The following is a 24,327-nucleotide window of genomic DNA, read 5'->3' on the forward strand; positions in this document are numbered from 1 at the left end:
GCGATATCCGCGCCATCTGGCGCTCGCTCAGCAAAAACAAACCAGCCATCAGAACCTCCTTGACGGAAGCTCTGAATCACACATCAAGAGAAATTAATAGGTCCTGAGCCTAGCGAGCACCGCCCTTACGGCATCGAAAATCAGCGTCCGCATAAAAAAAGCTGACCGGGCCGAATATTGATCCCGACCGCCTGCTTCTGTACAGCCCAAGGTGACCGCGACACCCCCGCGACGTTTGCCGGCAGGGCGCGCCATCGAAGGAGACGGATCAATGACAGTTCGCGTTGCAATCAATGGCTTCGGCCGCATCGGCCGCAATGTGTTGCGGGCGATCGTCGAATCCGGACGGACCGACATCGAAGTGGTCGGCATCAACGACCTGGGCCCCGTCGAGACCAACGCCCATCTGCTGCGCTACGATTCCGTGCATGGCCGTTTCCCGGCCAAGGTCACCGTTGACGGCGACACCATCAGCATCGATGGCGGCAAGCCGATCAAGGTCACCGCGATCCGCGATCCCAAGGATCTGCCCTGGGGCGACCTCGGCGTCGACGTCGCCATGGAATGCACCGGCATCTTCACCGCCAAGGACAAGGCGTCCCTGCATCTGGAAGCCGGCGCCAAGCGGGTGCTCGTCTCCGCCCCGGCGGCCGGCGCCGATAAGACCATCGTGTACGGCGTCAACCACGACACGCTGACCAAGGACGATCTGGTCGTCTCCAACGCATCGTGCACCACCAACTGCCTGTCGCCCGTCGCCTACGTCCTGAATGAGCTCGTCGGCATCGAAAAGGGCTTCATGACGACGATCCACTCCTATACCGGCGACCAGCCGACGCTCGACACGATGCACAGCGATCTCTATCGCGGCCGCGCCGCCGCCATGTCGATGATCCCGACCTCGACGGGCGCCGCCAAGGCCGTCGGCCTGGTGCTGCCGGAGCTGAACGGCAAGCTGGACGGCGTCGCCATCCGCGTGCCGACCCCGAATGTCTCCGTCGTCGACCTCAACTTCATCGCCAAGCGCGAGACCTCGATCGAGGAGATCAACGCGGCGATCAAGGCGGCCGCCGACGGCAAGCTGAAGGGCATTCTCGGCTACACCGAGGAGCCGCTGGTCTCCATCGACTTCAACCACGACAGCCACTCCTCGGTCTTCCACATGGACCAGACCAAGGTTCTGGACGGCACCTTCGTGCGCATCCTGTCCTGGTACGACAACGAGTGGGGCTTCTCCAACCGCATGTCGGACACCGCCGTCGCCCTCGCCAAGGCGCGCTAACGGCCGGGTGGACAGGTGTGTGGCGGGAGGGCATCCCGCCACACACCTGTGGCATGTAAGTTTAAACTCTGAACGCAACGCTTCCCCCGATCCGGCCATAGAACCCATATGGCGACGGTCCAGATACCGGAATTTCACGTAGCGGCGGTCGCGCGCGGGGTTCGTCTCGCTGTTCCAAGGCTCTGATTTCCAGCCGATGCTCGAAACGCTTTACCTCGCCATCATCGTCGGCACCGTCCTGATCCTCATCGCGGCATTTTCGAGCCTGCTTGCCTTCCGCTTCGGCGCGCCGCTCCTGCTGCTATTCCTGTCGATCGGGTTGTTGACCGGCGTCGACGGCATCGGCATCGACTTCGACAATGCGAACCTCGCCTATGTCGTCGGGACGTTGGCGCTTGCCATCATCCTGTTCGATTCGGGCTTCGGCACGTCGCTGCAGGCTTTCCGGCAGGCGGCCGTGCCGGCGATCACCCTGGCGACCTTCGGCGTGCTGTTGACCGCCGGCCTTTTCGGCGTCGCCGCCTCCTATCTCCTCGATCTGTCGCTGATCGAGGGCATGCTCCTCGGCGCGATCGTCGGCTCCACCGATGCGGCGGCGGTATTCTTCCTGCTCCGGGTCGGCGGCGTCATCATCCGGGAACGCGTGCGCTCACTGCTGGAGATCGAATCCGGCACCAACGATCCGATGGCGATCTTCCTTACCATCGCGCTCGTCGAACTCCTGGCCTCCGGCACCGGGCTCGAACAGCTCGGAGTCGACGTCCTGCTCGGCTTCGCCCAGCAGATGGGCCTCGGCATCGTCTTCGGTTTCGGCGGCGGCTGGCTGATACGGACCCTCGTCGGCAAACTAGCGATCGACCGCGGGCTGCTGCCGGTGTTCACGCTGACCTTGGCCCTGCTCATCTTCGGCGTGACCGGAGCGCTGGGTGGGTCGGGCTTCCTCGCTGTCTACATTTCCGGCCTGTATGCCGCCAACAGCGGCCTGCGCAATACCGTCAGCCTCAAGCGTTTCCAGGATGGGCTGACGTGGCTTGCACAGATCGTGATGTTCCTGATCCTAGGCCTGTTGGCGACGCCCTCGCAGTTCGGCGATATCCTCCTGCCGGCCATCGGCCTCGCCGCTTTCCTGATCTTCGTTGCCCGACCCGTGGCGGTGTGGCTCTGCCTGCTGCCCTTCGACTTCCAGCGCCGCGAAAGCGCCTTCGTCTCGTGGGTCGGACTGCGGGGCGCGGTGTCGATCCTGCTCGCCATCGTTCCGCTGATCGGCGGTCTCGACGACGCCCGGCTGTTCTTCAACACCGCTTTCATCATCGTTCTCGCTTCACTGCTTGTGCAGGGTTGGACGCTCGCCGTGGTTGCCCGGCGGCTCGGACTCGTCGTACCGCCGCGGATCGGCCCCATCGAAAAGTTCGAACTGGAGCTTCCCGGCACGCCCGATCACGAACTTCTCTCCTACCGCGTCGTGCCCGACAGCCCGGTGGAACGCGGCGAACGGGTGCCACGCTGGGCGCGACCGTCACTGGTGATCCGCGACGGACGATCGATGCGATACCAGTATGCCGGGCGACTTCGATCCGGCGACACCGTCTATCTGTTCATCTCGCCGCGCTATCCGCCGCTGCTCGACCGGCTGTTCGCCAGCCCCGCCACCGTTCGGCCCGACGACGCGGAATTCTTCGGCGAATTTTCGGTCGATCCGGCGGCGACCGCCAAGGATCTCGCCAACGCCTATGGAATCCGCCTCCAGGAGGACGAAGCCGACCTGTCGATCTCCGACATGATGATCCGCCGGCTTGGCGGGCGCGCCGAATACGGCGACCGGGTGGCCGTATCGCCGGTCGAACTGATCGTGCGCCAGACCGGCGTCGACGGGGCCGTCGTCGATGCCGGCCTGTCGCTGGAGCCGGAGAGCCGGCGCGGCGGCGGCATCCCCCTGTTCCTCAACCTGAAAGACATCGTCCGCCTGCTGCGCCGCATCAGCGGCCGTGGCGCGGCAAAGCCCTGAGCCGGGCAGCCCGCGCCCGATGTCCCGGCATCTACAAACATGGATTGTTGCACTATAGCCCATCGTAACACCGAGGAGCCGCAGCGGCGGCCGACATGAATGGAGGACCTCTCATGACCACGCAGTTCAAGACGCTCGACGACGCAGACGTCGCGGGCAAGCGCGTCCTCCTCAGGGTTGACCTCAACGTACCGATGCAGGACGGCAAGGTCTCCGACCGCACCCGCATCAGCCGTATCCTGCCGTCCATCCGCGAAATTTCGGACAAGGGCGGCCGGGTCATCCTGCTGGCCCATTTCGGCCGGCCGAAGGGGCGGCCGAATCCCGAGATGTCGCTGGAGCCGCTGGCGCCGGTCCTGTCCGAAATGCTCGGCATGCCGGTCGGTTTCTCCGACGATTGCATCGGGCCCATCGCGGCCGGCATCGTCACCGGGCTCAAGGACGGCGACGTCGTGCTTCTGGAAAACACCCGTTTTCATGCGGGTGAGGAAGCCAATGACGAGGATTTCGTCAGCCGCCTCGCCTCGCTCGGCGATATCTTCGTCAACGACGCCTTTTCCGCCGCCCATCGGGCGCACGCCTCGACCGAAGGCCTCGCCCGGCATCTGCCGTCCTATGCCGGTCGCACCATGCAGGCCGAACTGGAAGCACTCGAACAGGGCCTTGGCGATCCCGCCCGGCCGGTCGTCGCCGTCGTCGGCGGCGCCAAGGTATCCACCAAAATCGACCTCCTCTCGAACCTCGTCAAACGGGTCGACGCGCTGGTTATCGGCGGCGGCATGGCCAACACTTTCCTCGCCGCGCAAGGCAAGGACGTCGGCAAGTCCCTGTGCGAGCACGATCTGGCCGACACGGCTCGGGCGATCATGGCGACGGCGAAAGACGCCGGCTGCGAGATCGTACTGCCCGTCGATGCTGTCATCGCCCGCGAGTTCAAGGCGGGCGCGGACAGTGAGGTCGTCTGGGTCGATGCGGTTCCGAACGACGCGATGATCCTCGACGCCGGGCCCGAGACGGTGAAGGTGGTCAGCGCTTGGCTCGACAAGGCGAAGACGCTGGTCTGGAACGGCCCGCTCGGCGCCTTCGAAATCCCGCCCTTCGACACGGCGACGATGGCTGCGGCCCGCCACGCGGCGGAACGGACCAAGACCGGCGAGCTCACCTCCGTCGCGGGCGGCGGCGACACGGTCGCCGCGCTCAACCAGGCGGGCGTTGCCGACGATTTCACCTACGTCTCCACGGCCGGCGGGGCGTTTTTGGAATGGATGGAGGGTAGACCGCTGCCCGGCGTCGAGATTCTCAAGGCCTGACGCGAAAATCGCGACGCTCCAAGGGCTCGAAAGACGAGGCGCGTGGCTATATCTTCTGCCACGAGCCACATCTAGGATCAGCGGAGCCCGGTCTGCCGTGTCATTTCAAACTGCCTTTCTCTCCTGGTTGATGTTTCCGGTCTATGTCTGGCAGGGCATCGGAGTCCGCCGCCGCGTCGAGCGCATGCCGCCGCCAGACGGCGCTGTCACCGGTTTCTTAGGCAATGAGGCAATCCGCGACACGGCGATCCGGCTGCTGGTCATCGGCGACAGTTCGGCCGCAGGCGTCGGCGTCGCCAATATCGAGGACAGCCTCGCCCCGAAGCTGGCGGAACGGCTCTACGCCCTCACCGGCCTGTCGGTGTTCTGGCGGACGGCGGGCTCCAACTCCGCCGTCTCGGCCGAGGTGCGCGACCATGTCGTGCCCAATCTCGCGCGCGAGGCGTTCACCCACATCGTCCTGATGATCGGCACCAATGACGCCAAGAATTTTCACGGCGCCCGCAAGTTCAAGAAGGGCTTCGGCGGCCTCCTCTACGCGCTGAAGGCAAAGTGGCCGGAGGCGCGCATCGTCTGGTCGCCGCCGGTCGACCTGAAGCGCGTGCCGGCGCTGCCGCGCGGCCTTGCCCATGTCTTGGAACTGCGCGCCCGGATCATCCGCCGCATGGGCGCGCGGCTGTGCGTCGAGCGCGGCGCGATCGCCTCGACGTCGCTGCCCCGGGTCGAGCCGGCGGGTTTTTCCCGCGACGGTTTCCACGCCTCGATCGAGGGCTATGCCTATTACGCCAACCATCTGGTCGGCTACGTGCTGGGGGACCGCTCGCGGGCGGACGAGACCTCAGGCGCTCTCCGCTGAACGCTTGCTGCGATCCGCCGACCGCGTGGAGGATTGCAACGGATCGAGGATCTGTGTGTCGAGCGGTGCCTCCCGGCGTTCCTCCAGATCCTTCATGGTCAAGGTCATCCGCAGGCCCGCGGACGTTATGTCACGCTCAACCGTCGCGTCGAGTTGATGTGCCATCGCCTTGAGCATGACCGAGCCGAATCCGCTCGTTTTCCCTTCCGAATCCGACTTGTCGTCGGGCGGCACCTTCGAGCGTTCGGCCCACACCAGCGTGACGACGCCGCTCGCCGTGCGTTTCCAGGTCACGTCCACTTCACCGCCTGAACAGCCCAGAGCGCCATATTTCGCGGCGTTGGTGGCTAATTCGTAGAGGATCAGGCCGATCGGCGTGACGTTGGACCTGGAAACCGTCAGGGGGTCGCCGGCGATATTGATCCGGAAGTCATCGGTGTTTGCATAGGGTTCGAGCACGCTTTTGACGATCGACCCCAGCTGCGATTCCGTGGCGCCTTGCGTATCGGCGTGGGCGCGGGCCAACGCGTTGATGCGGCCGCGCGCCTCGTCGGCCACCTCCTGCGGCGTGGTCGCGTGGCTCGCGGCTAGCGCAACCAGTGACGAGGTCATCGCGAACAGGTTCTTGACGCGGTGATCCAGTTCATGCGCCAGCATGCTGGTGTTGCGGTTCGCTTCCTCCAGTTCGCGATTGGAATGGGCCAGTTGCTCGGTTCGCTCATCGACGCGCCGCTCGAGAACGCGGCCCGCCTCCCGTAACTGCCCGGTCAACTGCTCGTTCTCCCGCCTGTAGTCCCGCAGCCAGCTCGTCGCCCGTCGCATCGCCCGGCCCGTATCGGCGAGTTCCTTCATCCGCATGGACGGTAGCGGCGTGTCGTCGAACTCGCCCTTGGAAATATGGCTCGCCTGCGCGGCCAGAGCCTTGATCGGCTTGGTCAGGGCACGAGCGAGGAGAGCGCCAAAGAGCGCGGTTATCGCGACGACGATCGCGACTACCAACAGCCCGATATTGCGGACCCGCTGGAGCGGACTCAAGATATCGCGCTCCGGCAGATAGGTTATGACCACCCATGGCGTGCGCGAACCAGAGAGACGCCGCACCGCACCGCGCCAGTTCTCGCCCTGCGCTGTGAAACGTGTGAGCCGCGTCTCGCCAGGATCAAGATTCACCAGACCGCCTGGCAGGCTGGCAACCGCTTGGGCGAGCGCCGGATCATCGATCTCGGTCACCTTGGCAAAGCGCTGCTGCCCCTTGCCATCTGCGGCGCGAACGAATGACGCATCACGGTGAGCAATCACATCGCCGGTCTGGGAGACAATTGCCGCCGAACCATTCTGGCCGACCTGCAAACCATCTAGGAATTGCGATAGCGCGCCGATCTCGATGTCGATGCCGACCGCGCCGCGCATGGTCATGCCATCCTCGCCCAGGACGGGCGTGGCGACGGTGATTCCCGGGCGTTGCGAGGAAAAGAAGATGTACGGATCGGTCCAGACGACCTCCCTTCCCTCCATGGCTCTCAGATACCAGGGGCGGGTGCGGGGATCGTAGGTATCCGCGTCATCCCGGCGCCGCGAGACACGGCGCAACTCGTCATCGAAATAGTCCAGTTGCACGGAGCGGACGGGGTCGGTCTCGATCCATTTGGTTCGATACGTCGCACCCTCGACCGTGTCGTCGCGGCTGACATAGACAAAGGATCCGTCCGTCGCGCCGTAGAAGATGCCTGCGAAATCCTTCCGCGCGCGCAGAACCTCATAAAGGTATCGCGTGAGAATCGCTCGGTTGTCGGTCTGAACGACCGCCCGCTCGGCCAGTCTTTGCGAGAGAGTAGCCGCGTCATCGGCGGGGTTCAGGAAATTTTCGGTAAACCGGGTGGTGTCGTGCGCGACCCTTTCCGTCAGCTGTTCGGCATAGGACAGAAGCACGCTTTGGGACGCGAAGTAGGTCAACGCTAGAACGGCCAGCAACGCGGCGACCTGCAGGCCCACCAGCGTCGATGTCAGAACCGTTCGACATGACCACATCCCGATTTTCTCCCACGTAATGCAACGGAGGAGAGTGTGACCGGGCTAGCCACGAACCACAACCCGAATGCCACAACACCATCAGATATCGCGCACCCGCGCGGCCTGCATGAACCAGCGAGGAGTGATGACGCGCTTTCACGTAGGCGGCTGCGCCCCAATGATCGCTCACCGAAAGCGTCACACCGCCCCGGCAGTATCCTCAACGTCGGTTTCCGGACGGTCGTCGCCTTTGGCGATTTCGTCATGCCAGTTGCCGTCAGCGTCCTCGTAGCGGATTCCGATCGTCTCGCCCGCCGCACGCTGCCGCGCCGCAGCGCTCCGGGCGGCAAAGAGCGCCCGATCATGGGTCGGGAAAGTCTCCGAAAGAACATCCTGAACCCTGTAGGCCCAGCCGCCGTCGTGCCGAACAACCTCGTAGTGAACCTGGGTCATGGAACTCCTTCCTGCGTTTCCGGGACTGTCTCATTCGCAAACGTGAGGATACACCGATGCGTTCCGGCGTTCACGAACCTCGGCAGATAAAACGCGCACCAGGCTTCGAGCGTCCGGCGTCATCACGCATCGCTACTCCGCCTCGTCCTCGTAGCCGACCAGATGCAGCGGCCGCGCGCGCAACTGCCGCAATTCGCACCAGCGCACCAATGCCTCCTCGCGGCCGTGGGTCACCCAGACCTCGTCCGGGGCGATTTCCTCGATCGTGTCGGTCAGTTCGTCCCAATCGCAGTGGTCGGAGATGATCAGCGGCAGTTCGACGCCGCGCTGGCGAGCGCGCTGGCGCACCCGCAACCAGCCGCTCGCGAAGCACGACACCGGATCGGGAAACCGCCGCGCCCATTTGTCGGCAAAGGCCGAGGGTGGCCCAACGATGATGGCGCCGGCGAAATCGCCCTTGCCGCCCCCTTCCACCGTCGTCGGCCGCAATTCGCCAAGGTCGATACCCTCGCTCCGGTAGTAGTCGCAGAGCTTTGTCAGCGCGCCATGGATGTAGATCGGCGCATCGTAGCCGGCCTCGCGCAAATGCTTGATGACGCGCTGCGCCTTGCCAAGGGCATAGGCGCCGACGAGATGCGCCCGTTCGGGAAACTGCTCGACCGATTTCAAGAGCTTGGCGACTTCGTCGCGGGTATCGGGATGGCGAAACACCGGCAGCGCAAAGGTCGCCTCGGTGATGAACACGTCGCAGGCGACCGGCTCGAAGCCGGCGCAGGTGGGGTCCGGCCGACGCTTGTAATCGCCCGAGGCGACGATCCTGAGGCCCTTGTGCTCGACGGCGATCTGCGCCGAACCCAGCACATGGCCGGCGGGATGAAAGCTGACAGACACGTCGCCGATCCGGACCGTCTCGCCAAGTGCAGCGGTCTGACGTTCGGCGCAGAACGCCTCGCCATAGCGCAGCGCCATGATGTCGAGGGTCTGCCGGGTGGCCAGAACGCTGTCGTTTCCCGGCCGCGCGTGATCGGCATGGCCGTGGGTGACCAAGGCGCGAGCGACCGGGCGCACCGGATCGATATAAAAATCGCCGGGCGGGCAATAGAGCCCTTCGGGCGTCGGGTGGAGGAGGTCGTCGAGCTTCACCTCCGGCTATGTAGCATTTCGGTTCGATCCGTCGAGAGATTTTATGTTACCCTATTGTCACGTGACTATAAAGTAACGTATTAAACGACCATGGACGCCATCTTCAAGGCCCTCAGTGATCCGACCCGCCGGCTGCTTCTCGATGCACTACGCGAAGCGGACGGTCAGACCCTGACAGAACTCGAGCGAAGGGTCGGCATGAGCCGCTTCGGCGTCATGAAACATCTGAGGGTTCTGGAGGAGGCGTCCCTTGTCGTCACCCGAAAGTCGGGACGGTTCAAACACCACTACCTCAACCCGGCGCCGATCCAGGCGCTGGCTGACCGGTGGATCGAACCGTTCCGCAAACCCTGGGCCAGGCTGGCGATGGATCTGAAGACGGCCCTCGAAACGGAGACCCCCATGACGAAGCCCGACTTTCTCCTCGAAACCTTCATCCGCACGACGCCGGAGCGCCTTTGGAATGCCCTGCTCGACCCGGCGATGACGGAAAAGTACTACATGAACAGCCGAGTCGAGACCGACGGCGCGGTTGGCTCCCAATTGCGTTATGTCTGGCCGGACGGAAAAACGATGCTCGACGGCAAGATCATCGAGGCCGATCCGCCGCGTCGCTTGAAGGCGACGTTCCAGCCCAAATGGGACGAGGATCAGCATCCCGTCTCGACGGTCACCTTCGAGATCGAGGCGCAGGGCGAAGTCTGCAAATTCACCATCACGCATACCGATCTCGTCAAGAGCGCCGAGGGCATTCGGACCGGTTGGGCGAAGATCGCCAGCGGCCTGAAGACGCTTCTGGAAACCGGCGAGCCACTCCCCTCAGCGGCGTGAGCTTGGTAAAGGCGGTTGACGCGGCCGCCAGCTTCACGGCGATACTGCCGGGTGATTCTTCCCACCCGGCAGGCGGCTCATGTCATCGACGTTCTGGCTGACGACATTGGCGATGGTCGCCTTCGCCGGCAATTCGATCCTTGCCCGACTGGCGCTCGGCGACGGCGCCATCGACGCCGCGGGGTATACCGGGGTGCGGCTCGCGTCCGGCGCGGCGGTGCTGGCGCTGCTGCTCGTCAACGCCAACCGGAATTCATCCCCGACAGTCCGGCTGCCGGGCGGCTGGCCCTCGGCGCTGGCCCTGTTCGTCTACGCCGTGGCGTTTTCCTATGCGTATCTGCAACTCGGCGCGGCAGTCGGCGCGCTGGTGCTGTTCGCCTCCGTACAGGCGACGATGATCGCGTGGGGCCTGATTCGAGGCGAGCGGCCTGGCCTTTCAGAGATCGCCGGACTGACGATCGCCTTCGCTGCTTTCGTCTACTGGATCGCCCCCGCGTTGGTGACGCCGGCTCTCCTCGGAACCGTCCTGATGATCGCCTCGGGCGTTGCCTGGGGCGTCTATTCGCTACGCGGACGCGCGGCAACGGACCCGATGGGCGAGACCGCCGGCAACTTCATCCGTGCCGTGCCGCTGGCGATCCCGCTGATCGCGCTCTCCGCGTTCCAGAGCGGCATGACAACCTCCGGAATCGTCATCGCCATCGCCTCCGGCGCGGTTACCTCGGGCTTGGGTTACGTCCTCTGGTATCGGGCGCTGCCCGGCCTGACGGCGACGCGTGCGTCCATCGTGCAGCTCACCGTGCCGGTGATCGCTGCGCTGGGCGGCGTATTGTTTCTCGCCGAGGCGCTGACCCTGCGCTTCGTGCTCGCGGCGACGCTCATTCTCGGCGGTATCGCGCTGGCCCTGCTGGTACGGAAGCGCTGATTGTCGGCCCCTTCACCCGAGAGTGGGCCCGACGGCTCTATGCAGGAGCTAACCGCGTCCGATCTTTCGTTGCGCGCTCCTTCGGCTCCTCCTGGGTCGGGAGCGCGCAACGGTTATGGATGTCGGTCGCAGCGATGGCGGCGTGCCCCATGGCGACGACGATCTGGTCGAGCCCGCGCACAACCGCGCCGGCGGCATAGAGCCCCCCGACGCTCGTGCGGTTGTGCTCGTCGACGGTCAACGCCCCGGTGGCGTCATGTTCCGCGCCGAGAGCCACGGCCAGTTCGGATCGCAGCGTCAGCCCCAATGCCGAATAGATGAGATCGAACCGGTGTTCGGCTCCGCTTTCCAACCGTATCGCGGCAATCCGGTCACCCTCGACCCGAAGCTCGCCGATTGGTTCAGTCACGACCTTCACCCCGTGTCGGTTGGCCAATTCCCATTCCTCGCCATCGAGCTCCATCGGGACGCCGAGCGTCAGGAAGGTCACATCGCGCGAATAGGTCCGCGCCACGAATGCGGCTTCGCCAAGCCCCCGCGCCCCGCGCCCTATGACGGCGATCGCCTTGTGCTGGGCTTCGTAGCCGTCGCAGATCGGGCAATAGCGCACCAGTCCGCGCCGCACCGCATCGGGCACGTCAGGCAGGTCCGGCTCGATGTCACGGGCGCCGGTCGCGAGCAGGACGTTCCGGGCCGTCACGTCGAAGGACCGACCTTTGGCACCCGGCACGACCTCTACGTGGGCGTGAAAAATACCGTCGTCACGCTTCTCGAGGCGCACGACCTTGCCTTCGGCGATCTCCGCTCCGTAATGGCAAGCGTGCGCGCGCTCGCGCACCAGAATCTCGCGGCCGCTGATGCCTCGTTCGAAGAAGGGAATATTATGGCTAGTCGGTATCCAGGCGGCTCTGGGATCACCCGCGTCCACGATCAGGCTGCGGCGCTTGAAGCGGGCAAGATAGAGCGCCGCCGTCAGGCCCGCCGGGCCTGCTCCGATGACGAGGCAGTCGAGCAAGGTGTCGGAATCGGAGACGGGCATCGCGGGCTTCCTCGTTTGTCGCTGAAAAAGATGACTATCGGGCGGGTGCGCCGCGAAGATGACTGTCTGCTCGAGAACGTCAACGGCCAACCCGCCGCCGAATCAGCGAGCAGCTGTGGGGCGGGTCTCTGAGGGATCGGTCCGGATCATGACAGCCAGGAGCAAACTCCCGGGCGGCACGCAGCCCGACGGCGCGGCCTCGCTGCCCGAACCGTTCCACGACTGGTTCGCGCGAAACGGTTGGTCGCCGCGACCGCATCAGCTTGATCTTCTGCGGCGCGCCGAGGTAGGTGCTTCGGTGCTGCTGATCGCGCCGACCGGTGCCGGCAAGACCCTAGCCGGCTTCCTGCCCTCGCTCGTCGATCTTCACCGTCGCGGCCCCACGAAGCCGGGAACGCGGCCGCATGGCGTCCACACGCTCTACATCTCGCCGCTGAAGGCGCTCGCAACCGACATCCGCCGCAACCTGGAAAGGCCCGTCGCTGAGATCGGCCTCGACGTTTCGCTTGAGACGCGTACCGGCGACACCTCGCAGGTGCGCCGCCAGCGCCAGAAGCTGAAACCGCCGGACATTCTCCTGACCACGCCGGAGCAAGTCGCGCTGCTGCTCGCCGCCAAGGACGCACGCGGTTTCTTCTCGGATCTGCGCTGTGTGATTTTCGACGAGTTGCACTCGCTGGTCACCTCGAAGCGCGGCCATCTTCTGTCGCTGGGGCTGGCGCGATTAAGACAGCTTCGGCCGGACCTCCAAACCATCGGCCTCTCGGCGACCGTCGCCGAGCCCGACGAACTGCGCCGCTGGCTCGTCGCGCAGCCGGCCGATGCCGCCCCGATGGCCGACCTGATCACGGTCGAGGGCGGTGCCAAGCCCGACATCACCATCCTCCGATCCGAGGAGCGCGTGCCCTGGCAGGGGCATGGGGCGACCTACGCCATGAAGGAGGTCTATGAGGCGATCCGCGCCCACCGGACAACGCTGTTGTTCGTCAACACCCGCAGCCAGGCCGAGCGGCTGTTCCAGGAACTCTGGCGGATCAACGACGAGACGCTGCCGATCGCCTTGCATCACGGCTCGCTCGATGTCGCCCAGCGCCGCAAGGTCGAGGCGGCGATGGCCGATAACCGGTTGCGCGCCGTCGTTGCGACCTCGACGCTTGACCTCGGCATCGACTGGGGCGACGTCGACCTCGTCGTCCATGTCGGCGCGCCGAAGGGCGCGTCCCGCCTTGCCCAGCGGATCGGCCGGTCGAACCACCGCATGGACGAGCCCTCCAAGGCGATCCTGGTGCCGGCCAACCGCTTCGAGGTGATGGAATGCCAGGCGGCGCTCGACGCCAATTATCTCGGCGCGCAGGACACGCCGCCGCTGAGGGACGGCGCGCTCGACGTGCTCGCCCAGCACGTGCTTGGCATGGCCGTCGCCGAGCCGTTCCGCGCCGATGACCTCTATGACGAGGTAACGACGGCCGCGCCCTATCGCGAGCTCGACCGCGAGACGTTCGACCGCATCGTCGAATTCGTCGCCACCGGCGGCTACGCGCTCAAGGTCTACGAGCGCTACGCCAAGATCAAGCTGACCGAGGACGGCACCTGGCGCATCACCCATCCGCGCATCGCCCAGCAATATCGGATGAACGCCGGCACGATCATCGAGGCGCCAATGCTGGCCGTCCGGCTGATCCGGCGCAAGACGCGGAGCGCGATCGGCCGCGGCGGGCCGGTCCTCGGCAAGATCGAGGAGGGCTTCGTCGAGAGTCTGGCGATCGGCGACACCTTTTCCTTCTCCGGCATGGTGCTGCGCTTCGAGGGCATTCGCGAGAACGAGTGCTATGTCTCGAAGACCGTCGCCGAGGACGCCCGGATCCCGGCCTATGCCGGAGCGAAATTCCCGCTGACCACCTATCTGGCCGAACAGGTGCGCGCCATGCTTGCCGACCCCGCGCGCTGGGGCGCGCTTCCCGAACAGGTGGCGCAATGGCTGGCGATCCAGCAGCGCAAGTCGGTCATCCCCGGGGCGAACGATCTGTTGATCGAGACCTTTCCGAACGGCCAGCGCTTTTTCATGGTGCTCTACCCCTTCGAGGGGCGTCTTGCCCACCAGACCCTCGGCATGTTGCTCACCCGCCGGCTGGAGCGGGCGCGGGCCAAGCCGCTGGGCTTCGTCGCCACCGACTACGCGGTCTCGATCTGGGGCAAGGGCGACATCGGCGCGATGATCGCCGACGGAAAGCTCTCGCTCGATGCGCTCCTCGACGAGGACATGCTCGGCGACGACCTGGAGGCCTGGATGGCCGATTCCTGGCTGCTCAAACGCACCTTCCGGCAATGCGCGGTGATCTCGGGGCTGATCGAAAAGCGCCATCCCGGCCAGGAGAAGACCGGGCGGCAGATGACCGTCTCGGCCGATCTCATCTACGACGTGTTACGCGCGCACGAGCCCGACCACGTCCTGATGCGGGCGACGTGGGACGACGCGGCGACGGGGCTTCTCGATGTGAGACGCGTGTCCGACCTTCTCGCCCGCATCAAGCACCACATCGTCCACAAGGACCTCGACCAGGTCTCGCCGCTCGCGGTGCCGATCATGCTGGAGATTGGCCGCGAAAGCATCATGGGCGAGGCGCGCGACGAGGTCTTCGCCGAGGCGATGGAGGCCGAGTTGGTTCGGGCGGCGCTGGATTAGCGTCCGCCTACCTGAACATCAGCACCGGCCGCAGGCAGGCACGGACGATCTCGCTGGTCGTCGAGCCGATCAGGAAGTTGCGGATGCGCGAGTGGCCATAGGCGCCCATGACGATCAGATCGACGTCGTCGCGCTTCACATGGGCGGCAATCACCTCGTCGGGCTCACCTTTTTCCAGCGTCGCGGTCACGTCGTAGCCGGCCTCGCGCAGGCGCGCGGCCGCGCGGTCCAGCCGCTCGTCCAAACTCTTCGCCGACACCATGACCAGTTCGCAGGCCGCGCCGTTCAGTAACGGGCTGGTGACGAGATGGTCGATCGCCTTCGTCGCGCTCGGGCCGCCATCGAAGGCGACGATGAACCGGCGGATCGGCCGGAAGGCACGGGCGGCGACGAGAACCGGCTTTGTCGAGGCACGCAGCACCCGCTCAAGATTGGAGCCGAGATGCAGCTTGGCGAAATCCGCCGCCTCGCCACGCTTGCCGATGACGACGAGATCGGCGTCCTTTTCGAACTCGAGCAGCGTGTCGACGACATCGCCGGAGCGCAGCCGCTCCTCGACCGCCGAGACGCCCTTTTCGTTCAAGCGCGCGCCGGCCTCGGCCAGCACCAGACGGCCGCGCTTGCGCGCCAGCTTGCCCTTCTGCTCGTCGAAATCGGCGAGTTCCTTCAGCAGCGTCTCGCGCTCGCCGAGATCGAGATTGCCGGACAGGTCGGCGGGCGCCGAGGGAGTATCCCGACGGCCGATGATATGCATCAGTTCGACCGGGGCGCCGAGCCTGTCGGCGGCCCAGGCAGCGTTGTCGCAGACGCTCTGGGTGTATTGCGAGCCGTCGACCAGCGCGAGAATCTTGCTCATACCGTCCTCCCTCAATGCCCTGGCAACTCGTCCAGCGCGCCCGGCTTATCATGCACGCCGAGACGATCAACCAGCGTACTGCTCGCCTCGTTCATGCCGAGCACCTCGACGTCGGTGCCTCCGCGACGGAACTTGATCACCGCCCGGTCGAGCGCGCCGACCCCGGACAGATCCCAGATATGGGCGCGGCCGACGTCGATGGTGACCTTGTCGATGGCTTCCTTGAAGTCGAAGGCGGCGATGAAATCCTCGGCCGAGGCGAAGAACACCTGCCCCTGGACGTGATAAGTCCGGTGCGTCCGATCCTCCGACAGCTTCGAGGTTACGGCGAAGATCTGCGAGACCTTGGAGGCGAAGAAGATGCCCGACAGCATGACGCCGACAAGGACGCCGATGGCCAGATTGTGGGTCCACACGACGGTGATGACCGTGGCGAGCATCACCGCGCTGGAGCGGCGCGGGTGGGTGCGCAGATTGATGAAGGAGTCCCAGCTGAACGTGCCGATGGAGACCATGATCATGATCGAGACCAGCGCCGCCATCGGGATCACCGCCACCCAATCGCCGAGCGCGACGATGAGGAACAAGAGCGTCACGCCCGCGAACAGGCAGGACAGCCTTCCGCGACCGCCGGATTTCACGTTGATGACCGACTGGCCAATCATCGCGCAGCCGGCCATGCCGCCGAAGAAACCTGTGACGGTGTTGGCGATGCCCTGCCCATAGCATTCGCGGTTCTTGTCCGAGCCGGTGTCCGTCAGGTCGTCGACTACCGATGCGGTCATCAGCGATTCCAGGAGGCCGACGATCGCGATCCCGGCCGAATAGGGCAGGATGATGCGGAGCGTCTCCAGCGTCAGCGGAACGTCGGGCATGAAAAAGTAGGGCAGCGTCGAGGGCAATTCGCCCATGTCGCCGACGGTGCGCAGATCGAAGCCGAAGAACAGCGACACGGCGGTCAGCACCACGATGGTGACCAGCGGCGACGGTACGGCGGTGGTCAGCCGCGGCAGCAGATAGATGATCGCCAGCCCCGCCGCGACCATGACGTAGGTCATCCACGGCACACCGACCAATTCGGGAATCTGGGCGAGGAAGATCAGGATCGCCAGCGCGTTGACGAAACCAGTCATCACCGAGCGCGACACGAAGCGCATGGCGTCGCCGAGGCGCAACAGGCCAGCGACAAGCTGCAACAGGCCAGCGAGGATCGTCGCGGCGAACAGATATTGCAGGCCGTGATCGGCGACCAGCGTCACCATCAGGACAGCGGTCGCGGCGGTCGCCGCCGAAATCATGCCAGGTCGGCCGCCGAAGATCGCAGTCAGCACGGCGATCGAGAAGGAAGCGTAGAGCCCGACCTTCGGATCGACCCCAGCGATGATCGAAAAGGCGATGGCCTCGGGGATCAGGGCCAGCGCCACGACGAGACCGGAGAGGAGATCGCCACGGACATTGCCGAACCAGTCGGCATAAAGATTGCGAGTCGAGAACATCGGCTCCGAAGACATCTGGACGCCAAATTGCCGCGACGGACCGGGCGACGGTGCCGCGGAACGGTTCGGTCAATGTGGCGTCTGGATTGGCCGGGGGATCGGCGCCCGGCATAGCCACCCGCGCGGAGCGGGTCCTTATGTGCGGCGCACTCATCGCCGATCGCGGCGCTCAAATCAACCCATGCCGTTGCGAGACGTCGTGTCGCCTTGCCTTTGCCCGAATGAAGGGTTCGATAGGAACGAAACGCGAATCACCGGATGATAACGGATCTCTGCGAATGAATGCGCTGGCGCGGCGGATGCGGCAAACCGAGTGCGAGGGGCTCGAAACGACCCTTGCCGACGCGGCGGTCGTCTGCGACCCGTCCGGCGTGCTTTACGCGCCGTCGGAGCGCCTGCTGATCGTCTCGGACCTGCATCTGGAAAAGGGCGCGGCCTTTGCTCGCCGGGGCAGTTTTTTGCCGCCTTACGACACAGCGGCTACCTTGGCGCTGCTCGGTTCAGCGCTCGCCCGCTACGACGCCCGGCGGGTGATCTGTCTCGGCGATTCCTTCCATGACCGTCATGGCGCGGCCTTCATGCCGGCCACCTATCGCGAGACGCTCGCCCGCCTGATGGCCGGGCGCGAGTGGATCTGGATCACCGGCAATCACGACCCCGAGCCGCCGGCGCGGATCGGCGGCGAAACCTTGGCGCAGATCGCCGTCGGGCCGTGGCTCTTCCGGCACGAGCCGAGCCGGGACTATCGAAGCGGCGAAGTCGCCGGGCATCTGCATCCGGTCGCCCGCGTCGCCGGCGCGGGCCGCTCGACACGCGGCGCTTGCTTTGCCAGCGACGGCAACCGGATGATCCTGCCGTCCTTCGGCGTCACCACCGGCGGGCTTAATGTGCTCGACCGCGCCTTTCACGGCTTGTTCGACCTTCGGTTCGCCAAAGCCTACGTGATCGGTCTGGCGCGCATCTACCCGATCGGCTTCCGCGCGCTCTGCCACGGCTAGCAGGCCCGGATACGCCTCAATAGGTGGAGGCGAAGGCGACGAGCTGACACAGAACGACGACGCCCGTGTGCACCAGCCGTAGCCGGCCGAACCAGGCGGGCAGTTCGCGCCGACGCGCCGCGAGCATGTCCCACGCACCTTGCAGCGCGAAGGCAACCGCGAAACCGGCAAAGATCCAAGGGCTCGGTACAAACAGCAAGATCCAGCCGGCCAGTGACGGCAGCACCGAAAGGATCAGCACGCGGCGCCGATGCGCGTGCGACACCATTCCGATCCCCCAGCGGATGCCGCCGAGAAAGGCGAGGATCGTCGCCGAATAGCCGGAAAACGCCAGGACGAGCATCGGATAAGCGATGAACGACCGGCCGGCATAGGCGAAGATCACCGCCATCAGCACAAAAGGAACCAGTCCGAGGACGCCGAGCGTCCACGCCGTCTTGTGGGAAGCATAGACCGACGCGGTGGAAGCGGAGAGGGTTTCGGCGACCTGTCGCGCCGACCGATCGGGCGTTTCTAAATCTGTGTTCGTCATTGACGAGTAAACTAATCGCGCTTGAAAACGATCCGTCCGAACCATCCGGTGAAGATCGCCAGCGCCACCGCGAACAGCCCATAGAGAAAGCCGTAGCGGGTGGCGAAATCGTCGATCAGGCTCTCGAGACCCGTCTTGACCACGACCAGCGCTTCCGAATCGCCGCGAATGAACACCCCGCTGCGGAACAGATAGGCGCGCACCGTATGCCGGCCGACCGGAAGATCGGCGGGGAGCCGCAGATCGGCGCGAAACAGCGTCGGACTGACGAATTCGACACTGCCGAAGCTCTGGTTGTAGAGGCCGGACTCCATGCGGATCCGGCGTAGCGCGCTCGCATATTGATCCCGGTTGACCACAGGGTCGCCCTCGCCGTCGACAGCGGATTCGCCGATGATCACCTGGCCAACCGGTTCGGTGACTATCGCCGCGCCCACGGTCTCGGGATCGCGGATGTTCAGCCGCAAATCGTCGATCCCAAGGGAAAGGCTGACGCGCAGGCTCTCGCGCGTGATATCGGACAGCGGGCGGGTCGATGCGAGCGCATAGGATTCAGGCGAAGCGTTGAAGGTTTCCGACCCCCGGTTGATCCATATTCCGAGAGTACGCTCCTTCTTGCGCACCACGACCGGCCGGCGCGGACCGACGAGTGCGACGACGATATCGTAGCGTTGTTGCCGCAAGAGACGGGCATCGGCGTTGTCGAGCGCCCCGAAGACCACGAGCCGCGCACCGGTAAAATTCGACGTGATGGCGATCTCGTTGGTCGACAGGCCGATTTCGAAACTTTCCACCTGTTGCGCTCTAGCCGGGACAAGCAGCGCGACAACCGCCGCCAGCGCGGCCGCGATCCTGCCGAAGGATCGACCGAGACGGCGCGTGCGAGTGCGTTGACGGCCGGTCATCCTCACTCTCCAGTGGGCGAGCTGATGGAATAAAATTCGGTTGGCGTGATCACCAGTTCGAAGCCGAGGCGCAGACCGACGGCCAGGACGAGCAGGGCAAGCAGGGCTCGCAGCTGGTCGCCGCGCAGCCGCCGCCCCGCCGCGGCGCCGAATTGCGCCCCGACTACGCCGCCGAGCATGAGGAGGAAAGCCAGCACGATGTCGATGGTGAAATTCGTCGCAGCCTGGAGAACCGTGGTGACAGCGGCCGTGAAAATGATCTGGAACAGCGACGTTCCGATCACGACGTTGGTCGGAACCCGCAAGAGGTAGATCAGCGCCGGCACCATGATGAAACCGCCGCCCACGCCCATGATCGCGGCAAGGATGCCGATCAAAAAGCCGAGGCCCAGCACCGGGATCACCGAGACATAGAGTTTCGAGCGCTGGAACCGCATCTTCAGCGGTAGCCCGTGCACCCAATTGTGTTTGCCCGAGCGACGAAATTCGCCGCTGCCGCCGCCCGATACCCGTCGCATCGACTGGATGCTCTCGACCAGCATGAGCCCGCCGACACCGCCGAGGAAAATGACGTAGAGAAGCGAGACGACCAGATCGAGCTGGCCGATTCGGCGCAGCAGGGTAAACAACGCCACGCCGGCGACCGAGCCGAGAGCGCCGCCGACGAGAAGCACGCCGCCGAGCTTCAGGTCGATCGTCCCGCGCTTGTAATGGGCGAGCGCGCCGGAAAACGACGATGCGATGACCTGATTGGCGCCCGTCGCCACGGCGACCGCGGGCGGCACGTTGTAGAAGATCAGGAGCGGCGTGATCAGAAAGCCGCCGCCGACCCCGAACATGCCGGAGAGAAAGCCGACGGCCGCCCCCATCCCGATGAGGACCAGGACATTGACCGAAATTTCCGCAATCGGAAGGTAAAGGTTCACGGCGGGTCGGCTCTTTGCTCGAAGGAGCCAGAAAGACAAACGGGTCCAACCGTCTTGGCCCGAACCCCCGCGCCTGTCAAACGCCGATGTGTGTCAAGGTCAACCGCGCGGCCGTTGACCCTGTGGGCGTTAGCCGTCCTTGCGCGCCAGAAGAGCGCGGATCAACGCCTCGTTGATGTCGCCGCTGGGCTGCAACCCCGCTTCCTTCTGGAACGACTTGATTGCCTCGGTCGTCTGCGCGCCGGCAATCCCGTCGGGAGCGCCGGGTTCATAACCGAGTTTGATCAAAATCGCCTGAATGTTGCGGACTGCCCGAGTCATGTCGATCGAAGACGTTTGGATCGGGTCGTTTTCCTTGTCGGTCCACTCTTTCGGCATCTCGACCGTGTTGACCGTTTCGTCGCGCGGTTTCGGTTTGAAGGCCGCGACCTTCGCTTCGGCCAGTTTGCTCTGCGCCGGCGTCAAGGATTTCTTGATTTCGTCCCGCTTTCGCCCGGCGTCTTCGTCGCCCGCCGCCGCGACGATGGAGAACCATTTGAACGATTCAATGAAATCGACTTCCACGCCAGCGCCACGCGCGTAGAGAATGCCGAGATTGTACTGGCTGTCGGTCATTCCGAACTCGGCGGCGTTCTCGAACCAGCGTGCCGCCAGTTTCGGGTCGGACTTGCCGTCGACACCGGTCGCGTAGAGAACGGCGAGGTTGTGCATGGCGCGCACATTGCCCTGGTTTGCCGCCTTCACATACCAGTCGCGCGCCAAAGAAGTGTCGCGGGTGACGCCGTTGCCCTTCTCGAAAAGTGTGCCGAGACTGTATTGCGCCGGCGCAAAATCGCGTTCGGCCGACGCCATGAACCACCTCGCCGCGGCTTTGGCGTCCGGTTCGTCCTTGCGTCCCTCCATCAAGCGCAACCCGACTTCGAACAACGCTTTCGGGTCACCATCACGGGCCGCGCTGGCGAGTGCCTCATTACCAATGGTTTCCGGCATGGACGGGATCGCGGCGCCCGCGGCCGGCGCCGTGCCGGCCTGTGCCTCCAAGGAGCGGCTCACCAGCGAATCCTGCATGGCATCGTCGGCTGCGGGCGCGCGGGCTTCGCCCGCCCCTGCCGGCCCGGCCGGTTCGCTGTTCTCGGCCTGCGATGCGGGCAAAGTGGCGGGCGGCAGGACGAGCCCGTCCGGCATCGTCGACGGGGTCGCGACACCGGATGCCTGCTTCGCTCGCGTATCGTCGCTCGACATATCCGCCGTGGCGGCGACGGAGGCGGCGGGCTTCCCGGTCGGTGCGGACGGCGTGGCCGCGATAATAGACGGTCCGGATTCGTCATCGGAATCCGGGATCGACGTCAGCGCCTGGCCGAGCGGCAAGGCCATGAGCGCCAGAAGCACCGCGCCAATCGCCAAAAGGATCGGCTTGCGGCGACGCGAAATCATGTCGGTGAGGCTGACCCTGCCGGCCGCGGTGTGCGGCTCCGGGCCATCGAGGCTTTCGGCCTCGGCCGCCGCCGCCATGGCCGCGCGGCGGGCGGCGGCGATGAAGTCGGCCTTGCCGTCCGGACCGCCATCCTTCGAACGACCCGCCTGTTGCGCCCGAACCCGCTCGAGCAGCGCCGTGATGTCGGGCGTGCCCGATCCGATCGCCAGCGGCCGGTTGGCTTCCGGTGTATCGAAAATGTCGGCGGCATCCAGAGACGGCGCTTCCATGGCGCTATGGGACGTGGCCTGCTCGCGGGTTTCGACATCGGCGTCGAACAGCATCAGTTCGGGATCGTCCCCGCGCCGGGGGGGCCGCGCGGCGGGGTCGGCAGTGCCGCTCGCGATCGCGGATTTGCGCCCCTTGAGGGTACGCGCGAGGACCGCGCGCAGACCTGAAGCCTCGGCGGCGATGGCGGAGGTCGCGGCCGCGTCGGTCGGGGCGGCCGACGGATTTCCGAAGACCACCGGTTCGTCCCGGCGTGCGCGCCCCTTGCCGGTGAGCTCGCTCTCGATCTGATCAATGCGCTCGACGAGCTTCAGCAGAGTGGAATGCACGGTGCGGAAGAAATCTTCCGATTGCGCGCCGCTGTCTCGCGACAAGGCTTCCAGCGCACGCAGATCGTCGGAAAGACGGGCGACGTGCTCGCTCTGTCGAAGATCGCCGCTTTCGATCATCTGACGAACCGCCTCGTCGGCGGCCGCGCGTGCCGAGACGATGATATCCTCGCGGTGTTCATCGAGCCGGCGCTCGATGTCGGCGAGACGCTGGTCAAGTTCGGGATCGGCGATCGCCGCCGGCATGCCGTTCTCGCCGATCTGCTGCGACAGCCGTGCGATCTGGATTTCGAGCGCCTTGACCATCTCCTCATCGACCCGCGGCGCGGAGACCTCTTCCAGTCGCTCGGCGAGAGACTGCAGGCGGGTTTCCATCGCCAAAGCCTTGACGGGGTCGCCGTCGCCCGCGCTGACGAGAGTTTCCAGCTGCAGCGAAAACCGCTCGATCCGTTCGGCCAATTCTTGCGCCGCATTGTCGCTGGACAGCGCCTCGATCCGATTGGCGAGTTCGCCGATGCGATCCGACAGAACCGCCGAATCGCCGTCTTCGGCAAGTTCGTCGACCCGGGCGGTGAGCGATTGAAGACGTGCCTCGATGCGCTCGACTGGGCTCATGTCGATCGTCGGCGTGCGGTTCGCGGCCGCCATGATCGCACGCGAGATCTCGTCGAGCCGTTCATCGAGCAGGGCAAAGTGATCCAGGTCCAATTCGTCCTGCTGGCGCTTGGCCAGTGTCTCGATGCCGACCGCCAGGGTATGGACCCGCTTTTCCAGCGGCCCGATGGCGAGGGTTTCCGGCAGTTTGGCGAGAGCGGCCTCGAGCTGCTCCATCCGCTCGCCCATCGCTTCGATCTTGCCTTCGATCTCGCGCGAGGCGAATCGATCCTCGAGCGCGCCCCAGCGTTCCTCGACGGCACGCATGGACTTTTCGGAGGCGAGCGTCTCGAGCTTCTCGCGCAGCTTGTTCATCTCGGTCTTCAGGAGATCCGACAAACCGGCCCCCTCGCCTGCCGCCGGCGCCGCGAGATAACGATCCTCGAATTCGTCCCAGCGGCGCTCGACCGCCTTGACTTGCTCCTCGCTCGCGAGCGAGCCGAGGGATGTGCGCAAACGCTCCAACTCGTCCTTCAACTCGTGCCTGGCCTTGCTGTCATCTTCTGATTGTCCGGCAAGCTTGGTCTCGAACATGTCCCAGCGACGGCTGACAGACTGGACGCTCTCCTCGCGCGCCGTGTCACCGACCAGACCGCGGATCGCTTCAAGCTCCTCGCGAAGCGAGCGGACCGTCTCGCGATCCACGCCGCTGTCGACCATTCGGGTCAGGCCGTTGTCGACCTTGGATATCTCGGCATCGATTCGGTCGGCACTGGCGCGTTCGGCAATCATCTTGCGCAGATCGTCGAAAGCCGCGCGCATATTGTCGAAACGCGGCTGCAGACTCTGTGTCATGTCGTCGCGGAGTTCCGCACGCAGCCGCTCAAGCTGTTGGGCAAGGTCCGCCATCGCGGCGGAACCTGCGTCGTCGCCCTTGGATACGCTGAGCCCGCCGGCCGACGCGCGTTGCGGCCTTGGCGCAGCTTCAGGCTCCGCCGGCTCGCGCTCCAGCATCTTCTGCCGCATCACAATTTGTGACACCGCGTCCGAAAAGGTCGGACGGGCGGCTTTCGGGAGGCCGCCGGTCTCTGCCGGGTCGGGCACCGGTGTCTTGCTGTCCGGCCGCTCGCGATCCTGCTTGGCTGCCGTGACGCGCGAGAGCCGCTGCTCAAGTTCCTCCAGGGTACGGCTGAGCGCATCCAGCGAGGAGGCCTCCTCCGGCTTTCGACCGTTTCCCTGTCTTGTGTGATCGGCCATCTCAGCTTTCCCGGTCGGCTGGAGCCCCGTGATCGGCTCTGTCTCGTCGGCACGTGCTCGCGCGGTAAGTTCGAAAAACTGACCCGAACATGGTAAATGATCGGTTAACGCAATTACGATCTCGTTAGGGATTAACCGCATAAGCCGGCCCGAAACTGGACCGGGAATTGACGCAGCGTCTTGTAACAGCCTCAT

At 65.1% G+C, this 24,327-nt stretch carries 18 protein-coding genes and 1 other annotated feature; of the genes, 8 read left to right on the top strand and 10 right to left on the bottom strand.

Annotated features, from left to right (window positions below; genetic code table 11):
* Positions 1-271: 271 nt before the first annotated feature.
* From gap to VQ045_RS08990, 4 genes are all read left to right on the top strand, one after another.
* Entirely contained in the window at positions 272-1,282 is a 1,011-nt protein-coding gene (gene gap / locus VQ045_RS08975) for a type I glyceraldehyde-3-phosphate dehydrogenase (RefSeq protein ID WP_327622597.1), read from the top strand.
* 196 nt (positions 1,283-1,478) lie between these two features.
* On the top strand, positions 1,479-3,287 hold the full coding sequence (locus tag VQ045_RS08980; protein ID WP_331829868.1) for a potassium/proton antiporter: 1,809 nt from the start codon (positions 1,479-1,481) through the stop codon (positions 3,285-3,287).
* A 113-nt stretch (positions 3,288-3,400) separates the two neighbouring features.
* On the top strand, positions 3,401-4,597 hold the full coding sequence (locus VQ045_RS08985; RefSeq protein ID WP_331829869.1) for a phosphoglycerate kinase: 1,197 nt from the start codon (positions 3,401-3,403) through the stop codon (positions 4,595-4,597).
* 130 nt (positions 4,598-4,727) lie between these two features.
* On the top strand, positions 4,728-5,453 hold the full coding sequence (locus VQ045_RS08990; protein ID WP_442879844.1) for an SGNH/GDSL hydrolase family protein: 726 nt from the start codon (positions 4,728-4,730) through the stop codon (positions 5,451-5,453).
* On the opposite strand, the gene VQ045_RS08995 is transcribed toward VQ045_RS08990, so the two are convergent.
* From VQ045_RS08995 to VQ045_RS09005, 3 genes are all read right to left on the bottom strand, one after another.
* Entirely contained in the window at positions 5,436-7,481 is a 2,046-nt protein-coding gene (locus VQ045_RS08995) for a sensor histidine kinase (protein ID WP_331829871.1), read from the bottom strand. The genes VQ045_RS08990 and VQ045_RS08995 overlap by 18 nt on opposite strands.
* A gap of 180 nt (positions 7,482-7,661) precedes the next feature.
* Entirely contained in the window at positions 7,662-7,916 is a 255-nt protein-coding gene (locus VQ045_RS09000) for a DUF2188 domain-containing protein (RefSeq protein ID WP_331829872.1), read from the bottom strand.
* A 132-nt stretch (positions 7,917-8,048) separates the two neighbouring features.
* Positions 8,049-9,059 carry a ligase-associated DNA damage response exonuclease gene (locus VQ045_RS09005; RefSeq protein ID WP_331829873.1) on the bottom strand — a complete coding sequence of 337 codons (1,011 nt, stop codon included), beginning with the start codon at positions 9,057-9,059 and terminating at the stop codon, positions 8,049-8,051.
* Between the two features lie 90 nt (positions 9,060-9,149).
* Between VQ045_RS09005 and VQ045_RS09010 the strand changes: the two genes are divergently transcribed.
* Complete coding sequence (locus VQ045_RS09010; RefSeq protein WP_327649717.1) at positions 9,150-9,890, top strand: ArsR/SmtB family transcription factor; 741 nt, start codon at positions 9,150-9,152, stop codon at positions 9,888-9,890.
* Between the two features lie 79 nt (positions 9,891-9,969).
* Positions 9,970-10,815 carry a DMT family transporter gene (locus VQ045_RS09015; protein WP_331829874.1) on the top strand — a complete coding sequence of 282 codons (846 nt, stop codon included), beginning with the start codon at positions 9,970-9,972 and terminating at the stop codon, positions 10,813-10,815.
* Positions 10,816-10,852: 37 nt separating this feature from the next.
* On the opposite strand, the gene VQ045_RS09020 is transcribed toward VQ045_RS09015, so the two are convergent.
* Positions 10,853-11,854, bottom strand: coding sequence for an NAD(P)/FAD-dependent oxidoreductase (locus VQ045_RS09020; protein WP_331829875.1), 1,002 nt, complete (start codon positions 11,852-11,854; stop codon positions 10,853-10,855).
* Positions 11,855-12,002: 148 nt separating this feature from the next.
* Here VQ045_RS09020 and VQ045_RS09025 point away from each other — a divergent pair, with 148 nt between their 5' ends.
* Positions 12,003-14,537: a ligase-associated DNA damage response DEXH box helicase gene (locus tag VQ045_RS09025; RefSeq protein ID WP_331829876.1), complete on the top strand. Its 2,535-nt coding sequence runs from the start codon at positions 12,003-12,005 to the stop codon at positions 14,535-14,537.
* Positions 14,538-14,544: 7 nt separating this feature from the next.
* On the opposite strand, the gene VQ045_RS09030 is transcribed toward VQ045_RS09025, so the two are convergent.
* Both VQ045_RS09030 and VQ045_RS09035 read right to left on the bottom strand, forming a co-directional pair.
* Entirely contained in the window at positions 14,545-15,393 is an 849-nt protein-coding gene (locus tag VQ045_RS09030; RefSeq protein WP_327649711.1) for a universal stress protein, read from the bottom strand.
* Between the two features lie 11 nt (positions 15,394-15,404).
* A complete protein-coding gene (locus VQ045_RS09035; RefSeq protein ID WP_331829877.1) occupies positions 15,405-16,889 on the bottom strand; it encodes a SulP family inorganic anion transporter in 1,485 nt (494 codons plus the stop codon).
* An 84-nt stretch (positions 16,890-16,973) separates the two neighbouring features.
* Positions 16,974-17,027 (bottom strand) — a sequence feature (sul1 is cis-regulatory element that is thought to sense ions involved in sulfur or methionine metabolism; They are found in Alphaproteobacteria).
* 140 nt (positions 17,028-17,167) lie between these two features.
* On the opposite strand from VQ045_RS09035, the gene pdeM reads away from it, so the two are divergent.
* Complete coding sequence (pdeM, locus tag VQ045_RS09040; RefSeq protein WP_331829878.1) at positions 17,168-17,887, top strand: ligase-associated DNA damage response endonuclease PdeM; 720 nt, start codon at positions 17,168-17,170, stop codon at positions 17,885-17,887.
* A gap of 16 nt (positions 17,888-17,903) precedes the next feature.
* On the opposite strand, the gene VQ045_RS09045 is transcribed toward pdeM, so the two are convergent.
* The 4 genes from VQ045_RS09045 to VQ045_RS09060 form a co-directional block, all read right to left on the bottom strand.
* Positions 17,904-18,419: a DUF3429 domain-containing protein gene (locus VQ045_RS09045; RefSeq protein ID WP_331829879.1), complete on the bottom strand. Its 516-nt coding sequence runs from the start codon at positions 18,417-18,419 to the stop codon at positions 17,904-17,906.
* 11 nt (positions 18,420-18,430) lie between these two features.
* Positions 18,431-19,324 (bottom strand): TIGR02186 family protein, encoded by an 894-nt coding sequence (locus tag VQ045_RS09050; RefSeq protein ID WP_331829880.1) that lies wholly within the window; start codon positions 19,322-19,324, stop codon positions 18,431-18,433.
* Positions 19,325-19,326: 2 nt separating this feature from the next.
* Positions 19,327-20,250 (bottom strand): sulfite exporter TauE/SafE family protein, encoded by a 924-nt coding sequence (locus VQ045_RS09055; RefSeq protein ID WP_327622614.1) that lies wholly within the window; start codon positions 20,248-20,250, stop codon positions 19,327-19,329.
* 129 nt (positions 20,251-20,379) lie between these two features.
* Positions 20,380-24,132: a peptidoglycan-binding protein gene (locus tag VQ045_RS09060; protein ID WP_331829881.1), complete on the bottom strand. Its 3,753-nt coding sequence runs from the start codon at positions 24,130-24,132 to the stop codon at positions 20,380-20,382.
* Between the last annotated feature and the right edge of the window lie 195 nt (positions 24,133-24,327).

Origin of the sequence: Aurantimonas sp. E1-2-R+4, from assembly GCF_036549515.1 — a bacterium.
Lineage (GTDB): Bacteria > Pseudomonadota > Alphaproteobacteria > Rhizobiales > Rhizobiaceae > Aurantimonas > Aurantimonas coralicida_A.